This is a genomic window from Parasphingorhabdus sp. (assembly GCF_059726685.1).
Genome location: NZ_AP041068.1, coordinates 1,280,872 through 1,303,970, shown reverse-complemented (window position 1 = coordinate 1,303,970; position 23,099 = coordinate 1,280,872). Strand labels below are relative to the sequence as shown.

Sequence of the window (23,099 nt, the reverse complement as noted above, 5' to 3'; positions counted from 1 at the left end):
GGGCAGAGAGGCCCTACCATTCGCCAATATTCTCCATGCTCGCCCATGGTTCCTGAACCGGAAGATTATCACCCGCTTGTAACAGCTCAACCGAAATATTGTCCGGCGTCCGAACAAAAGCCATGTGCCCGTCACGTGGTGGCCGATTGATCGTGACACCGGCATCCATCAATGTCTGGCAAAGCTCGTAGATATTATCGACACGGTAAGCGAGATGACCGAAATTGCGGCCGCCGTCATAATCTTCGCCGCTGCCATCTTCCGCTGGCCAGTTATAAGTCAGCTCAACCTCTGCGACGTCTTTTTGCCCCGGCGCGGCGAGGAAGATTAGCGAAAAACGGCCTTGCTCACTATCATAGCGGCGCACTTGTTCGAGCCCGAGGAGATTGAAAAACTTTACCGTCGCATCCGGGTCAGTAACCCGTAGCATCGTATGTAAATATTGAATCGGCATCGCCAGAAAACTCCATTCATCGCTGTTCAGAAACGGTTCATCGCAGCTACCGCAAAGCCGAACCGCGATCCTAGAAACAGTTTAAGACGCTTGGAACGAAAGGGAAAGAGCAATGACTGATAATGTTGAAGGCAACAAATTTCTGGATAAAAAGAACAATGTATTGCTGGTTAGTGCCGGATTACTTACCATCGGCCTGATCGCCGGAGGTTACTTACTTGGGGACGGGTTGCTTCGTTCAAAAATGGCGGACCGCAGCGTAACTGTGCGTGGACTTGCTGAACGCGAAGTTACGGCCGATCTCGCAACCTGGACGATCGCTTATAGCGCGCAAAGCACCAATCTGGCTGAGGCACAGGCCGATATGGATCGCGATACTGCGGCAATCGGCAAATTCTTCACTGAGCTGGGTTTTGAGGGAGACGCCTTGAAACCGACGGGTGCCAACGTGAACCAATATACCAGTAACGGCATCCCCCGATACACTATCCGTCAACGACTATCTCTACGCACCAATGATATCGAGAAAGCCCAGGCGGCCGTCGCACGGCAATTTGACCTGGTCCGCCGCGGTGTTGTCCTGGAGGACGGTTCGGGCATGAGCTATACGTTCACCAAGCTTGATGAAATCAAACCGGAAATGGTTGCCGAGGCGACAAAGGACGCCCGTAAATCAGCTGAGCAATTTGCCGAGGATAGCGGAACCGATGTCGGCGGGATCAAGTCCGCGACCCAGGGATATTTCTCGATCAACTCGCGGGACGGTGATAGCGGCGGCTATGGCGTGACAGACACACCATATAAGAAAGTGCGCGTTGTAACGACTGTTAACTTCTATCTCGATTAGAGCGAGACGACACGGTCCGGCTGTTCATGTTGTACCATGTCGCCCTTCAATCAAATCCTGATTCTCAAGAAGCGCCGCTGCTAGAAAGCGCATCAGCAACTTTATGCGCGGCGTATTCTTGAGATCGGGATGGGTGAGCACCCAGAAATCGGCTACTGGAAAGGGCGCAGGTGATTTCGGCAAGCGCATAAGATCAGGCTCTGGATCATTCATGTAACATGCTCCCCTCACCATCCCATGGCCGCTAAGAGCAGCCTTGTGACGCAAAGTGATGTCATCACTCATCATACTGACCGGCGCATCGGGAAACGGACTATCGGCAATCCAGCGCGGTATCCCCGATGTTGTCACGGCCGCAATCCACCGCCGATCCGCTGGCTCGGTTTTCTCAAGATAATCACGGCGACAATAATAGCTCAACGCGTAAGGAAACAGCCGACGGCCCACCAGATGATCGGGCGGTTTTGCGACGCCCCTGATCACGACATCTGCCTCTGACCGATCAAGGTCCGCAAAACTGTAGCTGCTGAGCAGTGACAATTTTATATCAGGATATTGCTGGCAAAAATCGGCGAGATAATCGAGCAGCAGATACTGTCCCAATACATCGGGGATGGACAAGGTAATCGGCCCGGATAGTTCTGTTTCGCTCGCCTTGCGCCGACGATCAGCGGAAAAGCTGATACCCTCCATCTGCTGCGCAGCCTCGACCAACTCTTCGCCCAGCTCGGTTTTCCGGTATCCACCAGCGCTGCGTTCAAAAACAGGCTTGCCATAACGCTCGTTAATCACCGCCAACCGCCGCGACACCGTGCTGTGCGTAACGCCTAACAGCAATGCTGCCGCCCGGATCGTGCCTGACCGATCAAGCGCAAGTATAAATCGATAATCATCCCAATTTTCCATCGGTGCATTATTGCACCACGAAGAAGGAAAATACATCCACTATTTCAACAAAAACGGCTCTAATAAGGTGCGATATCGCAACGCGAAATAGCTCAAAGGCATTTCAATCATCAAAAAAGGCTTCTACCCATGACGATCCACCGCACTGCCCTGAACCTGGCTTCAACCCTTGCCGTCACAATGGCTATGCCATCTTCCGCCCTTTTGGCGCAATCATCGTCTTCACCGGAATCTACGGCCGCAAACTCCCGATTAACCGTTGCTAAAGGCCAGTATCTCTCCATCATCATACCAGAAGCAAAGTCGGATTCTGATGCGGCCCGCCAATCCTATTATCGTCAGGCCCTGCCGCTGGGCCAGAAATTCGGCCTGAAACGAGAGGTTCAGCTGAAGATCGATAATCGAGTGATTAGTGACTACAAACCCACCGGGTTGATATTTTTCTCTTATCCCGATCAGGCCTCTGAAAAGCAGTTGGCGAGCCAGCCCCAATGGCCCGCGATCAAGGCGCTGCGGCCCGAGGCATGGAACGAGCTGAGGATCTACAGTGCTGCAGTTAAAAATGACCTTGATCTGACTTTTGATCCAGCCAAATATTACACACTGGTTGTTGCATGGACCAACCCGGACAAGCCTGACGACTATCAACGTTATCTGAAGGGCATTGAGAATGCAGTGAGCAGCGCAGGTGGGCGGTTCATCTACAAGATGAACAATCCCAATATGGAAGCCCATGCGACATCGTTGAAAGCACCCAATCAATTGACATTTGTAGAGTGGGATGCTCCCAACGGCTTCGCGAGAGTGCAACAGACCGAAGATTATAGAACCAGCGCGCCATATTTCCAATCTGGCGTAACGAACGTTGAATTTTATTATATGTCGGTTAACGGCAAATCATAACAACCGCCCGTTGATATCTTCCTGTGTTCCAGCGATATAAGGGGACGATGCAGGGTAATGTCGAACATCCGCAAACAGCCGGAAAAGCCATTGTGGCTTTTGATGCCGAGTGCATTTTGTGTTCAGCCAATGCGCAGTTCATATTGCGCCATGATCATAAGCGACATTTTATGCTAGCATCGATGCAGGGCGACTATGGCAGTGCGCTCTACAGGAAATATGACATTGATCCCGCCAATCCTGAAACCTTGATTGTTGTCCAAGATAACAGGCTGCTGCGCAACAGTGATGCAGTGTTGACGATTTATGCGGGACTTGGCTGGCCATGGAGAGCCGTTTCTGCGCTGAGGTTCCTGCCGAAATTTTTGCGTGACCCGGTCTATTTGCTTGTAGCGCGCAACCGGTATCACATATTCGGGAAACGCGACACATGCTGGCTTCCACAGCCGGAATTTCAAGACCGCATGCTGTGAAAACCATCCTGATCTTCGGAGGCTATGGCGGCTTTGGAGGGCGTTTGTCTCAGTTACTTGCGGCGCGTGGTCACCATGTTCTGGCGGCCGGACGCAATCTCGAAAAAGCCAGGCAATTCTGTCAGACAATTCAAAATGCCGAACCTGTGCAGGCAGACCGTAATGGAGATATTGCGACCATCCTTGCGCAGCACGAACCGGATATTGTCATCGACGCTGCGGGTCCGTTTCAAGGCAGCAGCTATCAGCTTGTAGAACAGTGCATTAAAGTCGCCGTCCCGTATCTCGATCTGGCCGATAGCCGGGATTTTGTGTGCGGCATAGACAGGCTGAACAATATCGCTACCAACGCCGGAGTTCCGGTCATTTCCGGCGCATCCAGTGTACCCGCCCTGTCGGGAGCAGTGATCCGCCATTTGGCATCAGAGCCCTTTCAAATCGAGGCAATCGAGATAGCGATCAGCGCGTCCAACAAGGCCGCCGCAGGACCATCTGTCAGCAAAGCCATTCTCAGCTATGTTGGAAAACCGATAAAGATACGGCGCGGAGGACAATGGCAAACCGGTTATGGTTGGCAAGACATGGGTCATGTCAGTTTTGCTCTGCATGGCTCAACGGTGATTGATAATCGCTTGGTCGGACTGGCCGACGTTCCCGACTTGGATATTGTGCCCCGACAGTTTGCCAACCAGCCTGCTGTTCATTTTCGTGCAGGTACAGAGCTGGGATTTCAGAACCGGGCATTATGGCTTGCAAGCTGGCCTGTGCGCCGGGGCTGGATAGAGTCGCTAAAACCAATGGCAAAGGCTCTGCTTGGATTGCAAAACATGACCCGTGCTATGGGTTCTGACATATCCGCAATGAAAGTAGACCTGTTCGGTCACAAGGATGATCAGCCCTACCAGAAAAGCTGGACCTTGATTGCTCGAGAAGGCGATGGTCCACAAATCCCGACCTTTGCCGCCGTGATCCTGACTGAAAAAATACTGCAGGGGGAGCTAAAATCCGGCGCATATGATGCCAGCAAACTTCTCACGGTGGCAGAATTTCAGCCGCTATTTGACGGCTATGCCATTTCTCATCAGACCCGGACCGTCGACCCGGGACCATCGCTTTACCAGCGGGTCATGGGCTCCGAATTCACGAAGCTACCGTCCAGCTTGCAAAAACTGCATAAAGTTGTTCGCGATGGCGGCTTTCATGGCAAAGCACAGGTTACGAATGGCACAAACCCCTTTGCCAAACTGGCTGCGAAAATTTTCGGATTTCCGTCAGCCGGCGTACATGATCTCAACGTTCACATTGCGGTTGATGAGACAGGTGAAACCTGGACACGCCGCTTTTCGGGGAATGCTTTTTCCAGTCGCCTGCAAAAAACCGGCGATCATCTAACCGAGCGCTTCGGGCCTTTTCAGTTTCTGTTTGCTTTGCCGACCACAGACAATGGCCTTCGGATGAAAATGGCTGGTTGGAAATTCTGGTTTGTTCCGCTGCCACTCTTCCTCGCGCCCCAATCACCGGCAAGCGAATGGGAAGACGATGGAAAGTTCCACTTCGATGTGCCGATTATTTTGCCGATCGTTGGACTGATGGTCCATTATCGTGGCTGGCTGGAGCCTACGGAAAGTTGATAGCTTAGCTTGGACAATCGCCCTGACGCTCTGCGCCGATATTCATGGCCAGTTTGGCAGTTTCGCCGCTGTCCGGATCTTTTATGTCGAATGACATAGTGCTGTCATAACCATCAGGATTAGCCTGTCCGGTCATGACAATATTGATATCACCTTTGGCTGTGCCTTTGCAGGACATTTCCAGATCAAGTGAAGTCGCCGACCCCTCGTCCTTGATGGTTTCGCATTGACCGCCCAACGCTCCGGACATTTGCTTGGCCGCCTCTTTCCATTGCTGACCATTGTCGCCGCCTTTCATACAAAAAAGACCACCAGTGCCGCCGCCAGCCGCCTGTTCCATTTGCGCGATAGTTCGCTCTTTAACGTCCTCCGATATGCCCGGAAAGTCCAGCTCGGTAATTTTGACCGTCTGTTTATACTCGCCTTCTGTTGGACTGCCATCTCCACCACTGCCACAAGCCGCCAGCATGAGAGGAGCCGACAAAAGTGGTAAAAGATATTTGTTGGTCATGGCAATGAGGCTTTCTTTTGTTGCTGTGCGAGGCTTGTATCGCCCGTCAAAAGGATTGAAAAGCCTGGCGATGTAAATCCTATTCGGCGACGGTTGCTACAAGCTGCGCCAGATATTTCTGCGCGGCTTTGGCAGAGCGGCTTTCGGCATCGATCTCAACCGCCTTTTCCCAGTTAATCTTGGCCTGTTCAGCATCGCCGCCGGCATAAGCAATATTACCCGCTTCCAGAGCAATAGCCGGGTCACGCTCCGCCAGTTTGGCAGCAACTGCGATATCGGCCTTGGCGATCACAAGATCTCCCATCCGTCTTGCCAATGTTGCAGATAGCAGCCAGCCAAGCGGGTCTTGCGGAGCCAGCTTGTGCACCATCACGAATTCTTTTTTGGCCGCCTCATAGTCATTCAAAGCCACATGCGCCCGGGCTCGATCGAGATGCACTTCGCCTTTCTCCAACCCGATCAAACTGCCCTGCACCAGCGCGGCGTTAAGATATTCCAGCGCCTTTTGCGCTTCGTTTCCGGCCAGCGCCGCGTTACCTGCCTGTGCCCAAAAATTGGCGACGCGGGGATATTTGGCAACCTCCGCCTCTCTGGCAGCTTCGGCAAAGGTTCTTGTCGCAGCTACCCAGTTAAACTGTTCCGCATAGGCAAAGCCCAGGCAGTGACGCGCCAGAAACCCTCCGCCTTCTATGCGCCACTTGTTGGCCTCCACAACGCCGCTTGCCGGATCGTCCACCGCCAGATCGACACATTCATTGAACCGGACTTCGGTCATCGTCATCGGCGCAGAGGGGTTGATTGTCTGCGGAACTGGTGATCCAAAAGGTGAAGTCGATTGGGTAAGAATAAGGAATGCGGAAACGAACATGAATAAAATTCCATCAGCCCCCAAGCCTGTCAAAGGGCGTTTTGCGATAGTCGATAAATGTGGTTCGACAAGCTCACCACTAACGGCTTTTTTCAGTTATATTCAATCCAGCCGCGAAACCACGTCAATCAAAAGCTCGATATCCTGATCGCGTGACAGGCGGTGATCACCGTCCTTTACCAGATGCATCTGCACGTCCGCTGAACGCATTTTCTTTGCGATCTCCAGAGTATAGACCCAGGGTACGTCGGCATCCTCCTGTCCGTGCAGCAACCGCACCGCTCCATCAAATGCGATTTCCTTGTGCAAAAGGCGATTAGCCTCGCCCGACTGCCAAAAGACATTGGTCGTGACATAGGGGTCTTCGCTATATTCGCTATGCTCTTCCAGCTTGCCTTCGCGCAGGATCGTCATTTTCTGTTCCTGCGTGAACCCCCAGTCGGTAAAATCAGGGGCCGCTGCGATACCGACCATCGCCTTCACCCGCATCGGTCTGGCCAACGCGACAAGCAACATCAACCAGCCGCCCATGGATGAACCCACCAAGGTGATGGAACCGGCTGTCACTTTTTCGATCAAAAACAGGACATCATCGCGCCAGTTGATCAGACTCTGGTCCTCAAACTCCCCGCCGCTGGCCCCGCATCCGGCATAGTCAAGGCGCAGCATGGCGCGCCCTTGATCCTTGGCCCATGCATCAAGCGCCAGAGCCTTGCCACCTTCCATATCCGACATATAGCCGGGCAGAAACACCAGGGTGCTGCCTTTGACACCCGGCTTGGCTGCGCGATAACAATAGGCGAGATTGGCACCGCCAGGGCGCTGCATGTAGAGGATATCTTCTTCCATTTAGTCTTCCGCTGATCGTTTGTGCTTGTGCCTACGCAGAGGTACGCGGCCAATCAACTTAAACGTGGGAAGAACCGAAATAAACAATTCCAAGACACAAAAATGCGATAATCAGCATGCCCACACCGCTTAGCATGGGCCGCTTATATTTGGGTAGCAATCCGGTCAGTTCGGCCGGCGGATCACCGGTAAAACCAAGCTGCCAATGCGGACGGGCTTTGATCCCGTCATCCAGTCCGAAAACATGCGAACCGCCCGTTAGACCGCGATAAACCAGATCGCCGAAATGATAGGCTTCACTGCGCCACTGGTTTTCGAAAAACAGGAACGTGTTTCCAATAGTCTCGATCCGGATCGATCGTTTGCGTGCACCTTTGCCGTCGCGGTGCCAGACGGAGTAATTGTTGCTCATAACGGATTAATCCATAAATTGTAGCAGCTTAGTCACTCATACCATCATTTCCTTGCAAAAACCTTTCCATCGCTGCGGTGAAGGCATCGGGATTATCCAGCATTATGAAATGGCGACTGTCATCGATTTTCTCGAATGTGACGGTGTTCGCCCCTGTAAAGGCTGCTTTATACATCTCGGTAATCCGTGGTTCGGCCATGATGCTGGCATCGACCGGATAGAGAATCGTGATCGGCATGGTAATCGCAGGCAACAAAGGCCGGACATCAGTCGTCATCAGGTCATAGGTCAACTGCGCCATTGTACCTGTGTCAGCAGTACGGGCCCAAGCAGCGACCTGATCCCGTCCCGCTGCTGTTCGTGACATGGTTTGCAAGGTCCGGTCATCCACTTCACTACTGTCTTTATTTGTCAGCGCATCCCGCATTGCGGCAGCCTGCGGCTGAAGCGTTTCAACCGTCGTATCCGGCCCAAACAGCAATCCGAAAAACGGCAAACTGTCGATAATCATCGCCTTTTCGACACCCTGAGGATAGCGTGCAGCCAAAGTCATTGTCGCCAGACCGCCCAGCGAATGACCAATGACAAATGCCTTTTGGCGATTATTGCGATCGACAATTTCATCGTCGATATAATCGGTCAGCTCACGGATAAAGGGCTCCAGCAATGGCCCGTCCCGATCAGACATTGGCTGATCGCCAAAACCCCGTATCTGGATGATGTGGAGACGATAACGGCCTTTGAGCTTCACACGTGTCGCGTTCCAGACAGTGCGCGGTGTCGAAAGGCCGGGAATCAGAACGACATCGCGGCCCTGTCCCTCAACCAGGACTGTGAAATGCCGACCGCCAAGCAACTGAGCTCCATCGGGCAAATCAATCCGTTCCCCCCGGGCGGCATTCAAAATCACGGGCTCGGCAGATTTTGTACTGGTGCAGGCCGACAGTAATAACGCCGTTGCAAGTCCCAGAAAAAACCAGTTCTTCATTTGCATTCCTATCTTCCTGCCCCGCCCCCTTGGGTTCTTCAACAAAACCTGTCCAATCACCATATCAAAAATGCCGACAGTCTGAAAGGCGGACGGCGGTTGACTTGGCCGGACCATGGACTAAGGCAATGAAAATCTATGGATCGCCGTTTTCTGGCGTTCTTAGGTGAGAACTGTGTGAACTTTAAAGATTGAAAACCCGATGACCAAGATGATCAAAATCACCCTTCCCGACGGCAGCGCGCGTGAAGTGGCATCGGGCACAACACCAGCGCAAATTGCGGCAGATATCGGCCCGGGCCTCGCCAAGGCGGCTTTGGCCGCGCGTATTGACGGCGAAGTTCGTGACATCATGCGGCCGCTGGAAGAGGATACCGAGCTTGCCCTGATCACTTCAAGGGATGAGGAAGACGCACTGGAACTGGCGCGCCACGACTTTGCACACGTGCTGGCAGAGGCGGTGCAGAAGCTTTATCCAGGTACGCAGATTACCTTTGGTCCATCGACGGATGATGGTTTTTACTACGACTTCGCGCCTGCGGGCGACCCGTTCACCGATGACGATCTCCCCAAGATTGAAGAAGAAATGCGGCGGATCATCAACGCAGACAAACCGCTGCGCCGCGAAGTGTGGGAGCGTAACGACCTGATCGCATTGTGGGAAAAAGACGGCGAAAAGTTCAAGGCCGAGTGGGCCGCCGAGCTACCCGAAGGTGATGAGATCAGTGTCTATTGGTCCGGTGATGACTGGATGGACATGTGCCGCGGTCCGCATCTGCCCTCCACCGGCAAGCTTGATCCCAAGGCGTTTAAACTGATGCGCGTTTCCGGTGCCTATTGGCGCGGCGACCAGCGTAATCCGCAATTATCGCGTATTTACGGCACCGGCTGGCTCAACAAGAAACAGCTTAATGCACATCTCGTACGGCTCGAAGAAGCCGCCAAGCGCGATCACCGCAAACTGGGCCAGGAAATGGACCTGTTCCATATTCAGGCCGAAGCCATGGGGAGCATATTCTGGCATCCGAAGGGCTTTGTCATGTGGCGCGAGCTGGAAGCCTATATGCGGCGTGCGATAGACGCGGCCGGCTACAAAGAAGTCAAAACCCCTCAAATCATGGACGCACGCCAGTGGGAGCAATCCGGTCACTGGGGCAAATATCGCGAGAATATGTTCGTGGTTCCTGACGAAATTCCAAGCGTGGATGATGATGCACCACTGGTGTCCTCTGATGCCGACATGATGGCAATCAAGCCAATGAACTGTCCCGCGCATGTTCTGATCTTCAAGCAGGGCATCAAAAGCTATCGTGACCTGCCGCTGCGAATTTACGAGAATGGCTGTTGCCACCGTAACGAACCGCATGGTGCGCTGCACGGCCTGATGCGTGTCCGGCAATTCACGCAGGATGATGCCCATATATTCTGCCGTGAAGATCAGATTGTCGATGAAGTCAAAAACTTCTGCGAGCTGGCCGACCGAATTTACAAAGAACTCGGTTTTGAAGGCTATTCGATCAAACTGGCTCTGCGCCCCGAACAGCGCTTCGGGTCTGATGAAGACTGGGACCAGGCCGAAGAAGAGCTACGTCAGGCCGTTATTGATGCCGGTATGGCAACAGAAGAATATGGCTGGGAAGAATTGCCGGGGGAAGGCGCCTTTTATGCGCCCAAGCTGGAATGGCACCTCACCGACGCAATTGGCCGCACGTGGCAGGTTGGCACGATCCAGTCTGATAGGGTGTTACCCGAACGTCTCGATGCAAGCTATATTGCCGAGGATGGTGCACGTCATCGCCCAATCATGCTTCACCGTGCGATCTTCGGTTCCTATGAGCGATTTATCGGCATATTGATTGAGCATTATTCCGGGAAAATGCCGCTATGGCTCGCGCCCACGCAAGCAGTCGTCGCGACAATTGTGACAGATGCCAATGACTATGCAGCGGAAGTGACCGATAAACTGAAAACTGCGGGCATCCGCGTGGAGGCAGACCTACGCAACGAGAAGATCAACTACAAGGTGCGCGAGCATTCACTGGCGAAAGTGCCAAATATCCTCGTCGTTGGCATGCGGGAAGCCGAAGAAGGCAAAGTGGCCCTGCGAAAACTGGGGCAAAAGGAACAAATGTTCCTGACGCTTGATGAGACCGTTGCAATGCTGAAGGACGAAGCGCTGGCACCGGATATTTTGGGAGATTGATATGAAAACTGGCGTAACTGCACTTGTGGCGTCTGGTCTGTTTCTGGCCAGCTGTAGCCCGGAAAACACTGCAAACGAGCCGGATATGGAAATTGTGCGCGGCGGTGCCACAGACAAAAGTGCAGCCGAAATAGCTTATGAACAAGCCAACGCAAGGATGCACGAGGGCATGGGCGTTATCGATCCGGATCCCGATATCGCCTTCATGCAGGGGATGATCCCGCACCATCAGGGTGCTGTGGATATGGCGGAAATCGTTTTGGAATATGGAAAAGACCCTGAAACCAGGGCGCTGGCCGAAACGATTATCGAAAGCCAGACCAAAGAAATCGCGCAGATGCGTGAATGGCTGGAAAAGCATGATGCCGTGCCAGTCAAAAAAATACCTGCGGGTTCAGATTCACAGGATCACACCAACCATTGATCCTGGGGTTCCCAGCCATTAAGTATATATACAATTTGCGACCCTAGCGATTTCCCGCTATTGGCCGCTTTCATTTGATTTTTTAGGAGTATTTAACATAGCTGCACCACCACGCCGTCCCACGCCGCCCGTAAAAGGCGGTCCACGTTTCAACAATCTGATCATTTCCGACACTGTGCGGGTCATCGACGACAGGGGCGAAAACCTCGGCGTCATGAACACTGGCGAAGCGATCGAGCGAGCCAAGGATGTTGGACTGGACCTCGTAGAGGTTTCGCCTAACGCGTCTCCGCCGGTCGCAAAATTTCTGGACGTTGGAAAATTCAAATATGAGGCCCAGAAAAAGGCCAATGCGGCGCGCAAAACCCAAAAGGTACAGGACGTCAAGGAAATCAAGATGCGTCCCAATATCGACGATCATGATTACCAGGTGAAGATGCGCAATGTTAACAAGTTCATCGACAACGGTGACAAGGTGAAAGTCACGCTGCGCTTTCGCGGTCGTGAAATGTCACATCAGCAACTTGGTATGCAATTATTGCAGCGAGTGCAGGAAGACATGAAAGAAACCGCCAAGGTTGAAGCCTATCCAAAGCTGGAAGGCCGTCAGATGCTGATGGTGCTCTGTCCCAAATGAGGCGGTAGTGGCCATTAATTGGGGTGTTTATGTGCAACCCAAATAAAAGCCATACCCACAACTATTGAAGTCAGCGCGATAGCAAATTCGAAATTTTGCGATACCATGGACTTGTCCGTTCTGTGATAGGATCCTGCCATGTATAATACGGCAAAACTAACACCCGGTTAAATGGGCGTAACTTTTTGCGCGACTTTTTGGAAACCGCGTCTAGGTTACGGGTTTTGCACGATATTGTTTGGGGAAATGACGCTTCAGATTGGCGACCTTCGGTTTGTCCCAGCGTACAATATAACCCTGACGCGGGTTTTTTTGCATGAAATCCTGATGATAGGTTTCCGCTGGATAGAACGCCTTATAGGCTTCAATCTTGGTCACGATGGGCCGTTTCCAATATTTGCCTTTGCTAAGCTGCGCCAGATAGGCACGGGCCGCCTTGGCCTGTGCATTGTTGGTTGGGATCAACGCGCTACGGTAATGTTTGCCGCGATCGGGGCCCTGCGCGTTCAAAGTTGTTGGATCGGCTACCACCGAAAAGAAAACCTGCATTAGCTGGCCATAGCTGACGACACTGGGATCATAGACCACGCGCACCGCTTCTGCATGATTGGTTAGTCCCGCACTCACCAGCTTGTAAGTAGCGCTGCGCTTGCTGCCTCCGTGGTAGCCAGATGCCGCGCTGATCACACCCTTGGTATGTTCAAACACGCCTTCAACGCCCCAGAAACAGCCGCCGGCAAATATCGCAACGGCGCGTTTGCCTTTTTCCGAGGCATTGATTCGAGGAGCAGGAATGATGGTGGCTTTTTCAGCTGCATGGGCTTCGCTGGTAAACAGGCTGGGAGCGTTCCGGCTACTTGAATCGGTTGTGCTGACCGTAGCCCACAGGCCGCCAAAGGCCGCCACACTGATACCGGCAATCGCAAGTTTTGGAAAAACTCTATTCATATCAGGCGCCCCGTATTCTTGTTGGATTTAGCTCATCACCTGGATGGCAACACTCATTGTTGAGGCGAGGCTCTCGCCAAATTCCTGCTGGTCCTCGCCGGGTTGCATGAAAAACAAAGCAAGCGCGCCCAACAGGAACCCGCCAGACAGGCTATAAGTTAAATCTGATTTCAAAAAACTCGGCATTTTATTTTCCTTGTGGTTACCCTCTGTTCGGAGCGACCCCTGAATTGGTTACACTGATAATATAGGATTGCTTGCCACGTTGTGAACGCCATCACAGGACGACATTCAGTTTCAGCGGGTGAAGGGAAACTTTATTGATTAACCTCAGGCGCCGGGCGGGCACATCCGTGCCCTTGGCTTTCCTCGCATAAGCTCGGGCGCGCAGTCGCGCTTGCCTCGCTGCGCTCGGACATAACCTCTGTAACTGGCACCGGACCGACGCGAAGCGGAGGCAAGGCCGACAGGCCGCCACGCCTTATGGCGTGATAGCCAAGCGGGCGGATGCCCGCGCCCGGCGCTTGAGGGAATTAAGTTAACGCCGCGCAGGCCCGCTGTATTCTGGTGCACGCTTCCCGCAATATGTCTTCCGACGTCGCATAGCTGATACGGAAAGCTGGCGAGAGACCAAAAGCGCCGCCATGGACTGCCGCCACTTGCGCCTCATCAAGAAAATAGCCGATCAAGTCCTGATCATTCTCGATTACTTTGCCTTTTGGTGTCGTCTTGCCCATCAATTCGCTTGCGTCGGGATAGACATAAAAAGCCCCTTCCGGCGTCGGACAATGGAGGCCCGGTGTATCATTCATCATCGATACGACCAGATCCCTGCGTTTCAGGAAAGCGGCGTTCCTGTCAGCCAAGAAATCCTGCGGACCATTAAGTGCCGCGACCGCCGCCGCCTGGGAAATGGAACTCGGGTTGGACGTGGACTGTGACTGCAGTTTGCGCATCGCACCGATCAGCCATTCCGGCCCGCCGGCAAAACCGATCCGCCAGCCTGTCATCGCATAGGCCTTGGAACAACCACTGACCGTCAGGGTACGATCATAAAGATCAGGGCAAACCTGAGCGATCGTGGTGAACGGAAAATCGGCATACCAGATATGTTCATACATATCGTCGGTCATCACCATCACCTGCTGGTGTGGCAGCAACGCCTCGCCGAGAGCTTTCAGTTCCTCACCGCTATAGGCGGCCCCGGTTGGGTTGGATGGCGAGTTGAGGATCAGCCATTTGGTTTTAGGCGTGATCGCGGCCGTCAACTGCTCCGGCGTAATCTTGTAATTCTGGTCCGCGCCCGCCTTGATGATCACCGGCGTACCGCCAGCAAAATTCACTATGTCGGGATAGCTTACCCAATAGGGCGCCGGAATAATAACCTCATCACCTGCGTCGAGTGTCGCCACCAAAGCATTGAACAACGTATGTTTGCCGCCATTATTCACCGAAATTTGGGACGGCGCATAGGTCAGGTCATTGTCGCGCAGGAATTTGGCGGCCACTGCCTCTTTCACCGCTATCGTACCATCAACTGTCGTATAGTTGGTGTCGCCATCCTGGATCGCCTTGATGGCCGCTTCCTTGACAAAATCCGGCGTATCGAAATCCGGTTCACCAGCAGAAAGGCCAATAATATCAATGCCCTGCGCTTTCAATTCGGTCACCCGGCCAGACATCGCCATGGTCGCGGAGGGTTGAATTCTGCCAAGGGCTTGGGAAAGTTTGGGTGGTGATTGAGTCATGGGGAGAGTCCTGTTTCAAGACGTTAAAAACAGCGCATAATCCTGTCTGTGCCATCGCGCAATAGGATCATGACAAAACAAGGAGGAATTTTGTAACAATCAGTTGTTCGAACGGGAATATCGCTGACCTAAAAGTGCAGGAGATCGCTGTCGACTGTTTTCATGGTCTTTTAACAGGCGCTTCATGATCGGTTAGGAATCAGCTGCGCTTTTTTACAAATTCAGCCCGCAGGACAAGGCCTTTTATCCCCTCATGCTTGCAATCAATTTCCTGCGCATCACCAGTCAGGCAAATGGATTTGATCAACGTGCCGCGCTTTAGCGTCTGCCCGGCCCCCTTGACCTTCAAATCTTTGATCAGCGTGACCGCATCACCATCAGCCAGAATATTACCGACGGCATCCAATACTTCCGGTCCCTTGGCCTTTTCTGCAACCTCATCCGGGCTGAGCCACTCGCCGCTCTCTTCGTCATAGACATAGTCACCGTCGCTTTCATCCATCACAAAGAATCAAGCGCCTGAGACATATCCGCGATGATATCGTCGATATGCTCAATCCCCACCGATACGCGAACGACATCCGGGCCGGCACCGGCAGCAACCAGCTCGTCACCCGATAACTGGCTGTGCGTGGTAGAAGCGGGATGGATAATCAGCGAGCGGGTATCGCCGATATTAGCGAGATGGCTGAACATCTTCACAGCAGAGACCAGCTTCGTGCCCGCATCATATCCGCCTTTCAAACCAAAGGTGAATACCGCGCCGCCTTTGCCATCAAGATATTTCCGAGCCAGCGCGTGATATTCGCTGTCAGGCAAACCAGCATAGGATACCCAGCTCACCTCGTCACGGCTCTGCAGCCATTTCGCGAGTGCCAACGCATTGTCGCAATGCCGCTCCATCCTCAGCGTCAATGTTTCCATACCAGTCAGGATGTTAAAAGCGTTCATCGGCGCCAGAGCAGGACCAAGGTCGCGCAACGAAAGCGCACGTGCAGCCAAAATGAAGGCAACCGGACCAAAGGCCTCGGTAAATATCTTCCCATGGTAGGACGGATTGGGCTGGTTCAAAAAGGCGAATTTCTCGCTTTTAGTCCAGTCAAACTTACCGCTGTCCACGATCAGGCCGGCAATGCTGTTGCCATGACCACCGAGAAATTTGGTGCCGCTTTCCACCACGATATCTGCGCCATGTTCGATAGGACGGCAAAGCGCTGGCGAAGCCATGGTGTTATCAACAATCAAGGGGATGCCTGCCGCATGAGCAATATCGGCAATGCCCGCAATATCCTGTACGACACCGCCCGGATTAGCGAGGCTTTCGATGAAGACACAGCGCGTATCATCGGTAATCGCGCCTTTAACTTCATCCAGGAGGTCAGCATCTACGAAAGTCACATTCCAGCCGAATTTCTTGACACTATGCCCAAGCTGGTTGAGCGAACCGCCGTAAAGCTTTTTCGCCGCAACAATATGTGCGCCGGGATCCATCAGCACATGGAAAATCAGCAATTGGGCCGCATGGCCAGAAGCTACTGCCAGCGCCGCCGCGCCGCCTTCCATCGCCGCAATCTTGCCCTCCAGCGCGCCGTTGGTCGGGTTCATGATGCGGGTATAAATATTGCCCACAGCGTCGAGATTGAACAGGTCCGCTGCATGATCGACATCATCGAACACATAAGAGGCGGTCTGATAGATCGGTGTGATCCGAGCGTTGGTCGCCGGGTCCGGTTCGGTTCCGGCATGCACGGCCATGGTTTCCAGATGATCAGTCATGAATATCTCCATCAAAAGCGAGTAGATTTATTTAAGCGAGTTCGGCCTTCACCAGACCTCGTAAACTATTTCCTACATAGAATCCGCTGTCTAAATCCCCAGCCTGCAAATCTGCCTCCATCGCCTCGCCGCTTTCCAGCAATTCTCGGCGCAATATTCCCGGCAACAGGCCTCGTGAAAGAGGCGGTGTCACCAGCTTGCCATCGCGCTCCACAAATATGTTCCAGATGGCACCTTCAGTGAGATAGCCGTCTGAATTGTAAAATATCGGATGCGCATCGCCTTTCACGTCCGGAGCATCATAAACACTGCGGTCACTGGTCTTGTGATGCAGGCGGTAATCTTGGGCATTTGCTTGCATGGGTGCGAGTTTGACTACCACCGGCTCATTAAGTGGTTCCGGCATCGGCCGCAGTTCTATTGCAATCGCTCCCGACCGAGACAGCATCAATCGCACCTTGGCCGGCTTGTCCTGATGAAAGGTGATGGCCTGTATCGTGTTGCGCGCGGCATGGCGGTCAAATTCAAATTCTAGCGCGGCGGCACTCGCCTTCATCCGTTCCAGATGTGCTTCGAGACGAAGGATGCCAAGTTCGGGATCAAACGCCATTGTCTCGATCAGGTCCACAGCAATCATGCTGTCCACGCCCTGATTCACGCCGTGACTCACTGTAGCAAATCTCCCTTTGGCAAGGCATTCCCGCCATTCGTCGCCCCCGACAGAGTCTGCCACTATGCCAGAGCCAAGCCCGATGGAAAGACTTTCTTGGCCCTCCGTCAGAAAGAATGTCCGGATGGCGACATTAAACGCTGCATCGCCGCGGGCATCAATCCGCCCGATGGAACCGCAATAAATGCCGCGCTGGTCCTTTTCCAGCTCATCGATAATCTCCATGGCCCTGATTTTGGGCGCGCCGGTAATCGAACCGCAGGGATATATTTGGCGCAACAGGTCAACGGCACCATAATTATCGGCCAGCTTGGCGGTTACGGTCGAGGTCATCTGATGGATCGTTGGATAGCTTTCCACATGGAAAAGCTCAGGCACCTCCACGCTGCCGGGTTCCGCGACCCGGGAAAGATCATTGCGCAACAGATCAACAATCATCAGATTTTCAGCGCGCTGTTTGGGATCGCTCTGTAGCTCCACCCGGACCTCTGCGTCGGCGGTGGTGTCAGACACGCGCGCCGCTGTTCCTTTCATTGGTTTTGCCGTAATCCGGCCGTCTTTCATCGCGAAAAACAGTTCCGGCGAAAAGGATAGCATCCAATTTTTACCATCAAATATGGCGCCGCCATAGCCTGCCTTCGCCCGGTCCCGAATCGCCGCATAAAGAGCGAGGGGGTGGCCAGCATAGGCTGCATAAGCCCGAAAAGTGAGATTGGCCTGATAGATGTCACCAGCGAGAATATAATCCTGCACCCTTTGGAAAGCGTGGTCATAGTCCTGCCTAGTAAGTCCGGGCTTCAGGCTGCCCAACCATGCGCCTTTCGCGTCGGGAAGCTGCCTCAATACAGAATCTGGCTCCAACAGGCTGTAATCCTTGAACAACCCAAACCATGCCAGCGGGCAAGCCCGCTCGTAGGGCAGATATTTAACCAACCGTCCTTCCATGGCGAGGCCTGCTTCATAGGACATGTAACCCGCTGCATGAAGCCCGCGTTTTTTCGCTTCTCCCAGTTGGTCCAGCACCGCGCTCAGCTCTGCCGGCGTGTGGGCCTGCAGTATCTCGAGCGGATCGCTGTACAGCCGGGCTGGCACAGCTTCACCGCCATCCCGCGCGTCATCGAGCAATATGAAAGGGCTGGTGTCGCAGATCATTCTCCTCCCCTAATTGCTTTTTATGCTGTTAGTCCATAAGCATAAACTAAACTCAGCAGGGAGAAGCGCTGAATGCGCATTATATCTATCGGCGCGCTGGTTGCTGTATCATTGCAAATTTTTGCCCCAGCCGCACTTGCAGCGGAAGAACCTGCAGATGCCATCGCCCCCAAACCGGCTGCACTCGTGGCCGACCAGGTACCTGACATTCCAATGTCCGTGGTGGAAAAAACCCGCCCCTACATGGAGTTCCGGACCGCGCGTTTTGTCGATTGGGATCCCGTGACCAGAGCGATGCTGGTGCGCACCCGTTTTGCCGATACCAGCCAGCTACACAAAATAGCCAGGCCGCTCAGCGCGCGTGAGCAACTGACCTTTGGCGACGAGCCTGCGCGTTCGGCCAGTTATGCGCCTGACGGCTCCGCCTTGTTGTTCCAAAAGGACATTGGCGGCAATGAAGTGAACCAGATTTTTGCACTGAAAGATGGCGTTCCGAAAATGCTGACCGACGGAAAAAGCCGCAACAGTCTTGGCCCCTGGTCCAGCAAAGGCAATTTGCTGGCATTCGGGTCCAACAAGCGCACCGGCCTGTATAACGACATCTACCTTATGAATCCAGCAAAACCCGATAGTGCCATCATGCTGGTCGCGTCTTCCGGTGGCGGCTGGTTTCCGATCGACTTTTCGCCCGATGACAAGCATCTGCTGGTCTTCAACTATGTATCGGTCACCGATAACCAGCTTCATCTTATCGATATCGCCAATGGCACATCGCGCAAGCTGACCAACAGCAGCAATCCGGTTGCCTATAACGGTCTGCAATTTGCGCCGGACGGTCGCCTTTGGGCGGCCTCGGATGATGGCAGCGATGTCCAGCGGCTCGGTACCGTCAATCTGGAAACAGCCATGTTTGAACCGGTTATTGACGAGAAAATCTGGGATATTTCCGACTTTGATATCAGCAAAGATGGCCGCTGGATTGCCTATGAAGTCAACCAGGCAGGCCGTTCCGTCCTGAAAATCTATGATACGCAAAGCGGTGCGGTTCGTACTGTAACCGATATACCTGCCGGCGTGATTGGCGGGATTAAATTCGCACCATGGGGAGAGCTTGGTTTCACGCTTAACGCCAACCAGGCCGGTAGTGACAGTTACAGCCTCAATCCCGAAACACTGGCCATCACACGCTGGACAAGAAGCGAAACCGGCGGACTGGATGCCGCCAATAACGTCGCGCCGGAACTGGTGGAAATTACCAGTTTCGATGGCGAGAAAATGTCCGGCTTTCTGTACAGGCCCGATCCCGAAAAGCATAAGGGCAGACGTCCGCTGATCATCAATATTCATGGCGGGCCGGAAGGACAGGCCACGCCGCGGTTTCTAGGCCGGAACAATTATCTGATCAACGAGCTGGGTATCGCAATCTTCTATCCCAATGTGCGCGGGTCCACCGGTTTCGGCAAACGGTTTGTCGCCCTCGACAACGGTCCGTTCCGGCGGGAAGACAGCGTGAAGGATATCGGTGCTTTCCTGTCCCATTTGCGAAAGGACAAGCGCATCAACAAGCGCCGCATCGCGGTCACCGGCGGCAGTTATGGCGGCTATATGACTCTGGCCTCCATGCTCCGCTATGGCGACAAGTTAAAGGCCGGACTGGAAATTGTCGGCATATCCAACTTCGTCACTTTCCTGGAAAATACACAGCCCTATCGCCGCGACCTGCGCCGGGTTGAATATGGCGACGAACGTATACCCGAACAGCGTGCCAAACTGGAAGAAATCAGTCCCCTGCGGCGCGCAAGTGAAATTGATATCCCGTTGATGGTGGTGACCGGCGCCAACGACCCGCGCGTGCCGGCCAGCGAAGCGGACCAGATTGTCGAGGCAGTTCGCGCCAATGGCCGACCCGCTTGGCATCTGCTTGCCAAAAACGAAGGTCATGGTTTTCGCAAGAAAGCCAATGCAGACTACCAGTTCTGGGCATCACTTCTATTCTGGCAAAAATATCTGCTGAACGGGGATAAGTGAATGGAATTCCTGGTCTTTGTCGGAATTATTATCCTCATGGTACTGGTATTCGATTCCCGCAGCACCATTGCCTCGCTGCGCAACCGGATAGCGATACTCGAAGACCGGGCGGATCAAACTGCGGTTGAAACTAGCCAAGCCGTTGCCACAGAACCCACCGCACCTGCCGAGCCGGAACCAAAACCAGAGCCAGTCGAGCCGGTGAAACGCGCAGCCAAGGAGGCAGTCAAGCCCGAGCGCGTCGCCACACCAGCGCCAGAACCGGTATCCCGGCGCGTTTATCAGCCAACTTCTCCTCCACCAACGCCAGCCAAAGGGGAACCGAAACAACTTCGACCCAGCGCAGCGAAGCGATTTGAGGATCTGATTGGCGGCAAGCTTCCCATCTGGATTGGCGGTATAGCGCTGATTTTCGCCGGTTTCTTCCTGGTCCGCTTTTCAATCGAGGCAGGGCTATTCGGACCAACAGCGCGCTGTATCACCGCCGCTTTGTTCGGATTACTGCTGATCGGTCTAAGCGAATTTGGCTACAAGATTCCCAAATTCGGCAAGATATTCACCGATGATGCGCGCATCGGGCACAGCATTGCAGGGGCGGGCATCGCTGTACTCTACGCGACGCTCTACATGGCCAGTGAACTATACCAGTTGCTGGGCCTTTATACTGCTCTCGGAGGCGTCGTAGCGGTCACCATATTAGCTTTCGTGCTGTCGCAGCGGCACGGCCCGCCAACGGCGATCATGGGTCTGCTGGGCGGCTTTGCCGCACCTTATGTTGCTGGCCTTGGTCCAGAATCAGTCGCGCCTTTGCTCATCTACCTCGGGGTATTCACCGCAGGCCTTTTCGGCCTCGCAATCCATCGCGGCTGGGCCTGGCTCGCGCTTCTGGCAACGGGCGGCAGTGTTATCTGGACAACCGCCTTGTTGTTCATGGACCTCAGCGGTGATGTGCCGTTTGTCGGCGCGTTTATTGTACTCCTCGCCATTGGCGGCGTACTTACCATCTCACGCACCGGAACAAGCTTTGGCATTCCCAAAGTTGTTATGCAGGCGATACCGCTCGGCGTCGGTCTGTTGCAGCTGATGCTGCTGGCACCGTTGATCGAATTTTCTCTGATGAGCTGGCTGTTCTTTGGCGTTCTGGCCATTTTTGCGATCGCTCTCGCCTGGCGTGATGAGGCGATGACGCCGGCTGTTGCCGGCGCGCTTGGCCTGTCTCTGGCCATGGTCGCAACCGCCTTTTACAATATATATGCAGATCAGATGACATTGTTCGCGGCGATAGGACTGACGGTTCTGTTCGGCGGCGCTGGCCATATTTTTGCCTTGCGCGAAAAAAGTGGCTGGATGTGGTCGCTCATCGGCCTCTCAGCGCCTACCGCAATGCTGTTAATCACTGCGGCGCTTGGTGATTTTGATTGGAGTGAAAATATCTGGGCCGGCATCTGTGTCGCTACGGCTCTTACCACCGGTCTCATGGCCTGGCGCATACGTGCTGCCAGCGAGCCGTTTGTGCAGCCGGCGGCCAGTGCTGTTTCCGCGATCCTGATCGCCATCGCCCTCTGGATATGGACGCCAGACAACCTCGCCGCTCTAGTCGCGATCGCGGTGGCCGGCGGTCTTGCTGCCTGGGCCGGATTTACTCAGCGCAAGTCAATTATCGTGCAATCGGCTCTGGCGATCGGCCTTGGTGGTTTCATCATGCTGTTCAATGCAGAGGGTTTGCTGGAGGCTCTGTTCGGATCACTCGTCGGCGAGACGGATCTCTATCGCTATCTGCCGGGCGTTGGTTCGACAGCCATCAAACTGCTGGTTCCGGCCATCGCAATTGTCGCGATCGCTTATGTCTTCCGCGACAATTTCGGCAAGGTGCTTTCTAAAATCATCGCCGGCATGGGCCTGATCGCCACCAGCGGCTTTATCTATTTGCTGCTGAAACAGCCGGTGGCCATCGGGCCGATTGAGGATTTCGTTGCCTATGGTTTTGCCGAGCGCGGGGTATTTACACATTTGCTGGCACTAGGCGGCTGGTTGTTGCTCAGGCGGGCATGGGGCGAGAAGCTTGCGACACCGCTCAAATCATTGGGCCTTGCTCTGGCTGGTCTGGCCCTCGCCCGCTTCGTCTATTTCGATATTTTGCTACTCAGCCCGACCAACGTCAAACAGGCCATGGGCCCGGCGCCGATAGCCAATCTGGGCACTCTGCACTTTGTCGCTATGACCTTATGGCTGTGGCTTTACGCGCGGACAGAAACAATCGCGGCTGCCTTGCCCCGGTTGGTCCGGCCTCTGGAAATTGCCAGCCTGCTGGCAGCCATTGCCGCAGTGATGGTCACCGTCCGCCAAGCCGTCCATGGTACAGATATCGCTACACCGCCCTTCACCTCAACTGAGACCTATCTCTATAGTGCCGGTCTGCTGGTGCTTGCGATTGCGTGGCTAGCGCGCGGTATCCAGACCACCAATGCCTTGCTGCGGATCGCGGGGCTTCTCTTACTGACTTTGGTGACGTTCAAGGTATTCCTGATCGACGCCGCTCAGCTTGAGGGTATTTTGCGTATCTTGTCTTTCCTCGGCCTCGGTATCGCCTTGATCGGTATCGGCTGGATTTATGGCAAGGTTATGCGTGCGGATACAGCAGAGGCAACCGATTAAACAGAGCTATAGAAAA

General features: G+C 53.9%; 22 protein-coding genes. 9 read left to right on the top strand and 13 right to left on the bottom strand.

Translation table 11 applies throughout. The features are described 5' to 3' along the window. Nucleotides 1–13: 13 nt before the first annotated feature. Nucleotides 14–454: a VOC family protein gene (locus AC6I9Z_RS06480; protein ID WP_461454469.1), complete on the bottom strand. Its 441-nt coding sequence runs from the start codon at nt 452–454 to the stop codon at nt 14–16. Between the two features lie 112 nt (nt 455–566). Here AC6I9Z_RS06480 and AC6I9Z_RS06475 point away from each other — a divergent pair, with 112 nt between their 5' ends. Continuing rightward, nucleotides 567–1,301 carry an SIMPL domain-containing protein gene (locus AC6I9Z_RS06475; protein ID WP_461454467.1) on the top strand — a complete coding sequence of 245 codons (735 nt, stop codon included), beginning with the start codon at nt 567–569 and terminating at the stop codon, nt 1,299–1,301. A gap of 24 nt (nt 1,302–1,325) precedes the next feature. Here AC6I9Z_RS06475 and AC6I9Z_RS06470 read toward each other — a convergent pair whose 3' ends face one another. Beyond that, nucleotides 1,326–2,243 carry a LysR family transcriptional regulator gene (locus tag AC6I9Z_RS06470; RefSeq protein ID WP_497811308.1) on the bottom strand — a complete coding sequence of 306 codons (918 nt, stop codon included), beginning with the start codon at nt 2,241–2,243 and terminating at the stop codon, nt 1,326–1,328. Nucleotides 2,244–2,336: 93 nt separating this feature from the next. Here AC6I9Z_RS06470 and AC6I9Z_RS06465 point away from each other — a divergent pair, with 93 nt between their 5' ends. The 3 genes from AC6I9Z_RS06465 to AC6I9Z_RS06455 are packed head-to-tail and all read left to right on the top strand — an operon-like array spanning nt 2,337 to nt 5,214. Then, a complete protein-coding gene (locus AC6I9Z_RS06465) occupies nt 2,337–3,110 on the top strand; it encodes a hypothetical protein (protein ID WP_461454463.1) in 774 nt (257 codons plus the stop codon). Between the two features lie 47 nt (nt 3,111–3,157). Next, the gene (locus AC6I9Z_RS06460) at nt 3,158–3,583 is read left to right on the top strand and encodes a thiol-disulfide oxidoreductase DCC family protein (RefSeq protein ID WP_461454461.1); all 426 of its coding nucleotides are present in this window, start codon (nt 3,158–3,160) and stop codon (nt 3,581–3,583) included. Next, the gene (locus AC6I9Z_RS06455) at nt 3,541–5,214 is read left to right on the top strand and encodes a saccharopine dehydrogenase family protein (RefSeq protein WP_461454459.1); all 1,674 of its coding nucleotides are present in this window, start codon (nt 3,541–3,543) and stop codon (nt 5,212–5,214) included. Before AC6I9Z_RS06460 ends, AC6I9Z_RS06455 begins: the two co-directional genes overlap by 43 nt. A gap of 4 nt (nt 5,215–5,218) precedes the next feature. Here the strand turns inward: AC6I9Z_RS06455 and AC6I9Z_RS06450 are convergent, their stop codons facing one another. From AC6I9Z_RS06450 to AC6I9Z_RS06430, 5 genes are all read right to left on the bottom strand, one after another. Beyond that, the gene (locus AC6I9Z_RS06450; protein ID WP_461454457.1) at nt 5,219–5,725 is read right to left on the bottom strand and encodes a DUF3617 domain-containing protein; all 507 of its coding nucleotides are present in this window, start codon (nt 5,723–5,725) and stop codon (nt 5,219–5,221) included. Nucleotides 5,726–5,804: 79 nt separating this feature from the next. Beyond that, complete coding sequence (locus AC6I9Z_RS06445) at nt 5,805–6,593, bottom strand: tetratricopeptide repeat protein (RefSeq protein ID WP_461454455.1); 789 nt, start codon at nt 6,591–6,593, stop codon at nt 5,805–5,807. Between the two features lie 102 nt (nt 6,594–6,695). Further along, nucleotides 6,696–7,442, bottom strand: a complete 747-nt coding sequence (locus AC6I9Z_RS06440; RefSeq protein WP_461454453.1) for an alpha/beta hydrolase — start codon at nt 7,440–7,442, stop codon at nt 6,696–6,698. Between the two features lie 58 nt (nt 7,443–7,500). Then, nucleotides 7,501–7,854, bottom strand: a complete 354-nt coding sequence (locus AC6I9Z_RS06435; protein ID WP_109355316.1) for a hypothetical protein — start codon at nt 7,852–7,854, stop codon at nt 7,501–7,503. A gap of 28 nt (nt 7,855–7,882) precedes the next feature. After that, nucleotides 7,883–8,842, bottom strand: a complete 960-nt coding sequence (locus AC6I9Z_RS06430) for an alpha/beta fold hydrolase (RefSeq protein WP_461454451.1) — start codon at nt 8,840–8,842, stop codon at nt 7,883–7,885. A gap of 202 nt (nt 8,843–9,044) precedes the next feature. Here AC6I9Z_RS06430 and thrS point away from each other — a divergent pair, with 202 nt between their 5' ends. The 3 genes from thrS (at nt 9,045) to infC (ending at nt 12,106) form a co-directional block, all read left to right on the top strand. Further along, nucleotides 9,045–11,045, top strand: a complete 2,001-nt coding sequence (gene thrS / locus AC6I9Z_RS06425) for a threonine--tRNA ligase (protein ID WP_461454449.1) — start codon at nt 9,045–9,047, stop codon at nt 11,043–11,045. Nucleotide 11,046: 1 nt separating this feature from the next. Further along, complete coding sequence (gene copM / locus AC6I9Z_RS06420) at nt 11,047–11,469, top strand: CopM family metallochaperone (RefSeq protein ID WP_461454447.1); 423 nt, start codon at nt 11,047–11,049, stop codon at nt 11,467–11,469. Nucleotides 11,470–11,566: 97 nt separating this feature from the next. Continuing rightward, nucleotides 11,567–12,106 carry a translation initiation factor IF-3 gene (gene infC / locus AC6I9Z_RS06415; RefSeq protein ID WP_109355313.1) on the top strand — a complete coding sequence of 180 codons (540 nt, stop codon included), beginning with the start codon at nt 11,567–11,569 and terminating at the stop codon, nt 12,104–12,106. Nucleotides 12,107–12,316: 210 nt separating this feature from the next. On the opposite strand, the gene msrA is transcribed toward infC, so the two are convergent. The 6 genes from msrA to pabB form a co-directional block, all read right to left on the bottom strand. After that, nucleotides 12,317–13,054, bottom strand: coding sequence for a peptide-methionine (S)-S-oxide reductase MsrA (gene msrA, locus AC6I9Z_RS06410; protein WP_461454445.1), 738 nt, complete (start codon nt 13,052–13,054; stop codon nt 12,317–12,319). Nucleotides 13,055–13,081: 27 nt separating this feature from the next. Then, the gene (locus tag AC6I9Z_RS06405) at nt 13,082–13,240 is read right to left on the bottom strand and encodes a GAF domain-containing protein (RefSeq protein ID WP_461454443.1); all 159 of its coding nucleotides are present in this window, start codon (nt 13,238–13,240) and stop codon (nt 13,082–13,084) included. A gap of 347 nt (nt 13,241–13,587) precedes the next feature. Then, the gene (locus AC6I9Z_RS06400; protein ID WP_461454441.1) at nt 13,588–14,802 is read right to left on the bottom strand and encodes a pyridoxal phosphate-dependent aminotransferase; all 1,215 of its coding nucleotides are present in this window, start codon (nt 14,800–14,802) and stop codon (nt 13,588–13,590) included. Nucleotides 14,803–15,001: 199 nt separating this feature from the next. Then, a complete protein-coding gene (locus AC6I9Z_RS06395; protein ID WP_461454439.1) occupies nt 15,002–15,304 on the bottom strand; it encodes an alkylphosphonate utilization protein in 303 nt (100 codons plus the stop codon). Continuing rightward, a complete protein-coding gene (locus AC6I9Z_RS06390) occupies nt 15,304–16,578 on the bottom strand; it encodes an O-acetylhomoserine aminocarboxypropyltransferase (protein ID WP_461454437.1) in 1,275 nt (424 codons plus the stop codon). The genes AC6I9Z_RS06395 and AC6I9Z_RS06390 overlap by 1 nt, the downstream gene beginning before the upstream one ends. 31 nt (nt 16,579–16,609) lie before the next feature. After that, nucleotides 16,610–18,400, bottom strand: coding sequence for an aminodeoxychorismate synthase component I (gene pabB, locus AC6I9Z_RS06385; RefSeq protein WP_461454435.1), 1,791 nt, complete (start codon nt 18,398–18,400; stop codon nt 16,610–16,612). 72 nt (nt 18,401–18,472) lie between these two features. Here pabB and AC6I9Z_RS06380 point away from each other — a divergent pair, with 72 nt between their 5' ends. After that, the gene (locus AC6I9Z_RS06380) at nt 18,473–20,428 is read left to right on the top strand and encodes a S9 family peptidase (protein ID WP_461454433.1); all 1,956 of its coding nucleotides are present in this window, start codon (nt 18,473–18,475) and stop codon (nt 20,426–20,428) included. Continuing rightward, entirely contained in the window at nt 20,429–23,083 is a 2,655-nt protein-coding gene (locus AC6I9Z_RS06375; RefSeq protein WP_461454431.1) for a DUF2339 domain-containing protein, read from the top strand. The last annotated feature ends 16 nt before the right edge of the window (nt 23,084–23,099 follow it).

What these genes read in the sequence shown, in the direction of transcription:
- AC6I9Z_RS06480 (WP_461454469.1), bottom strand. Translation starts at nt 454, where the DNA reads ATGCCGATTCAATATTTACATACGATGCTACGGGTTACTGACCCGGAT.
- AC6I9Z_RS06475 (WP_461454467.1), top strand. Translation starts at nt 567, where the DNA reads ATGACTGATAATGTTGAAGGCAACAAATTTCTGGATAAAAAGAACAAT.
- AC6I9Z_RS06470 (WP_497811308.1), bottom strand. Translation starts at nt 2,243, where the DNA reads ATGTATTTTCCTTCTTCGTGGTGCAATAATGCACCGATGGAAAATTGG.
- AC6I9Z_RS06465 (WP_461454463.1), top strand. Translation starts at nt 2,337, where the DNA reads ATGACGATCCACCGCACTGCCCTGAACCTGGCTTCAACCCTTGCCGTC.
- AC6I9Z_RS06460 (WP_461454461.1), top strand. Translation starts at nt 3,158, where the DNA reads ATGCAGGGTAATGTCGAACATCCGCAAACAGCCGGAAAAGCCATTGTG.
- AC6I9Z_RS06455 (WP_461454459.1), top strand. Translation starts at nt 3,541, where the DNA reads ATGCTGGCTTCCACAGCCGGAATTTCAAGACCGCATGCTGTGAAAACC.
- AC6I9Z_RS06450 (WP_461454457.1), bottom strand. Translation starts at nt 5,725, where the DNA reads ATGACCAACAAATATCTTTTACCACTTTTGTCGGCTCCTCTCATGCTG.
- AC6I9Z_RS06445 (WP_461454455.1), bottom strand. Translation starts at nt 6,593, where the DNA reads ATGTTCGTTTCCGCATTCCTTATTCTTACCCAATCGACTTCACCTTTT.
- AC6I9Z_RS06440 (WP_461454453.1), bottom strand. Translation starts at nt 7,442, where the DNA reads ATGGAAGAAGATATCCTCTACATGCAGCGCCCTGGCGGTGCCAATCTC.
- AC6I9Z_RS06435 (WP_109355316.1), bottom strand. Translation starts at nt 7,854, where the DNA reads ATGAGCAACAATTACTCCGTCTGGCACCGCGACGGCAAAGGTGCACGC.
- AC6I9Z_RS06430 (WP_461454451.1), bottom strand. Translation starts at nt 8,842, where the DNA reads ATGAAGAACTGGTTTTTTCTGGGACTTGCAACGGCGTTATTACTGTCG.
- thrS (WP_461454449.1), top strand. Translation starts at nt 9,045, where the DNA reads ATGACCAAGATGATCAAAATCACCCTTCCCGACGGCAGCGCGCGTGAA.
- copM (WP_461454447.1), top strand. Translation starts at nt 11,047, where the DNA reads ATGAAAACTGGCGTAACTGCACTTGTGGCGTCTGGTCTGTTTCTGGCC.
- msrA (WP_461454445.1), bottom strand. Translation starts at nt 13,054, where the DNA reads ATGAATAGAGTTTTTCCAAAACTTGCGATTGCCGGTATCAGTGTGGCG.
- AC6I9Z_RS06405 (WP_461454443.1), bottom strand. Translation starts at nt 13,240, where the DNA reads ATGCCGAGTTTTTTGAAATCAGATTTAACTTATAGCCTGTCTGGCGGG.
- AC6I9Z_RS06400 (WP_461454441.1), bottom strand. Translation starts at nt 14,802, where the DNA reads ATGACTCAATCACCACCCAAACTTTCCCAAGCCCTTGGCAGAATTCAA.
- AC6I9Z_RS06395 (WP_461454439.1), bottom strand. Translation starts at nt 15,304, where the DNA reads ATGGATGAAAGCGACGGTGACTATGTCTATGACGAAGAGAGCGGCGAG.
- AC6I9Z_RS06390 (WP_461454437.1), bottom strand. Translation starts at nt 16,578, where the DNA reads ATGACTGATCATCTGGAAACCATGGCCGTGCATGCCGGAACCGAACCG.
- pabB (WP_461454435.1), bottom strand. Translation starts at nt 18,400, where the DNA reads ATGATCTGCGACACCAGCCCTTTCATATTGCTCGATGACGCGCGGGAT.
- AC6I9Z_RS06380 (WP_461454433.1), top strand. Translation starts at nt 18,473, where the DNA reads ATGCGCATTATATCTATCGGCGCGCTGGTTGCTGTATCATTGCAAATT.
- AC6I9Z_RS06375 (WP_461454431.1), top strand. Translation starts at nt 20,429, where the DNA reads ATGGAATTCCTGGTCTTTGTCGGAATTATTATCCTCATGGTACTGGTA.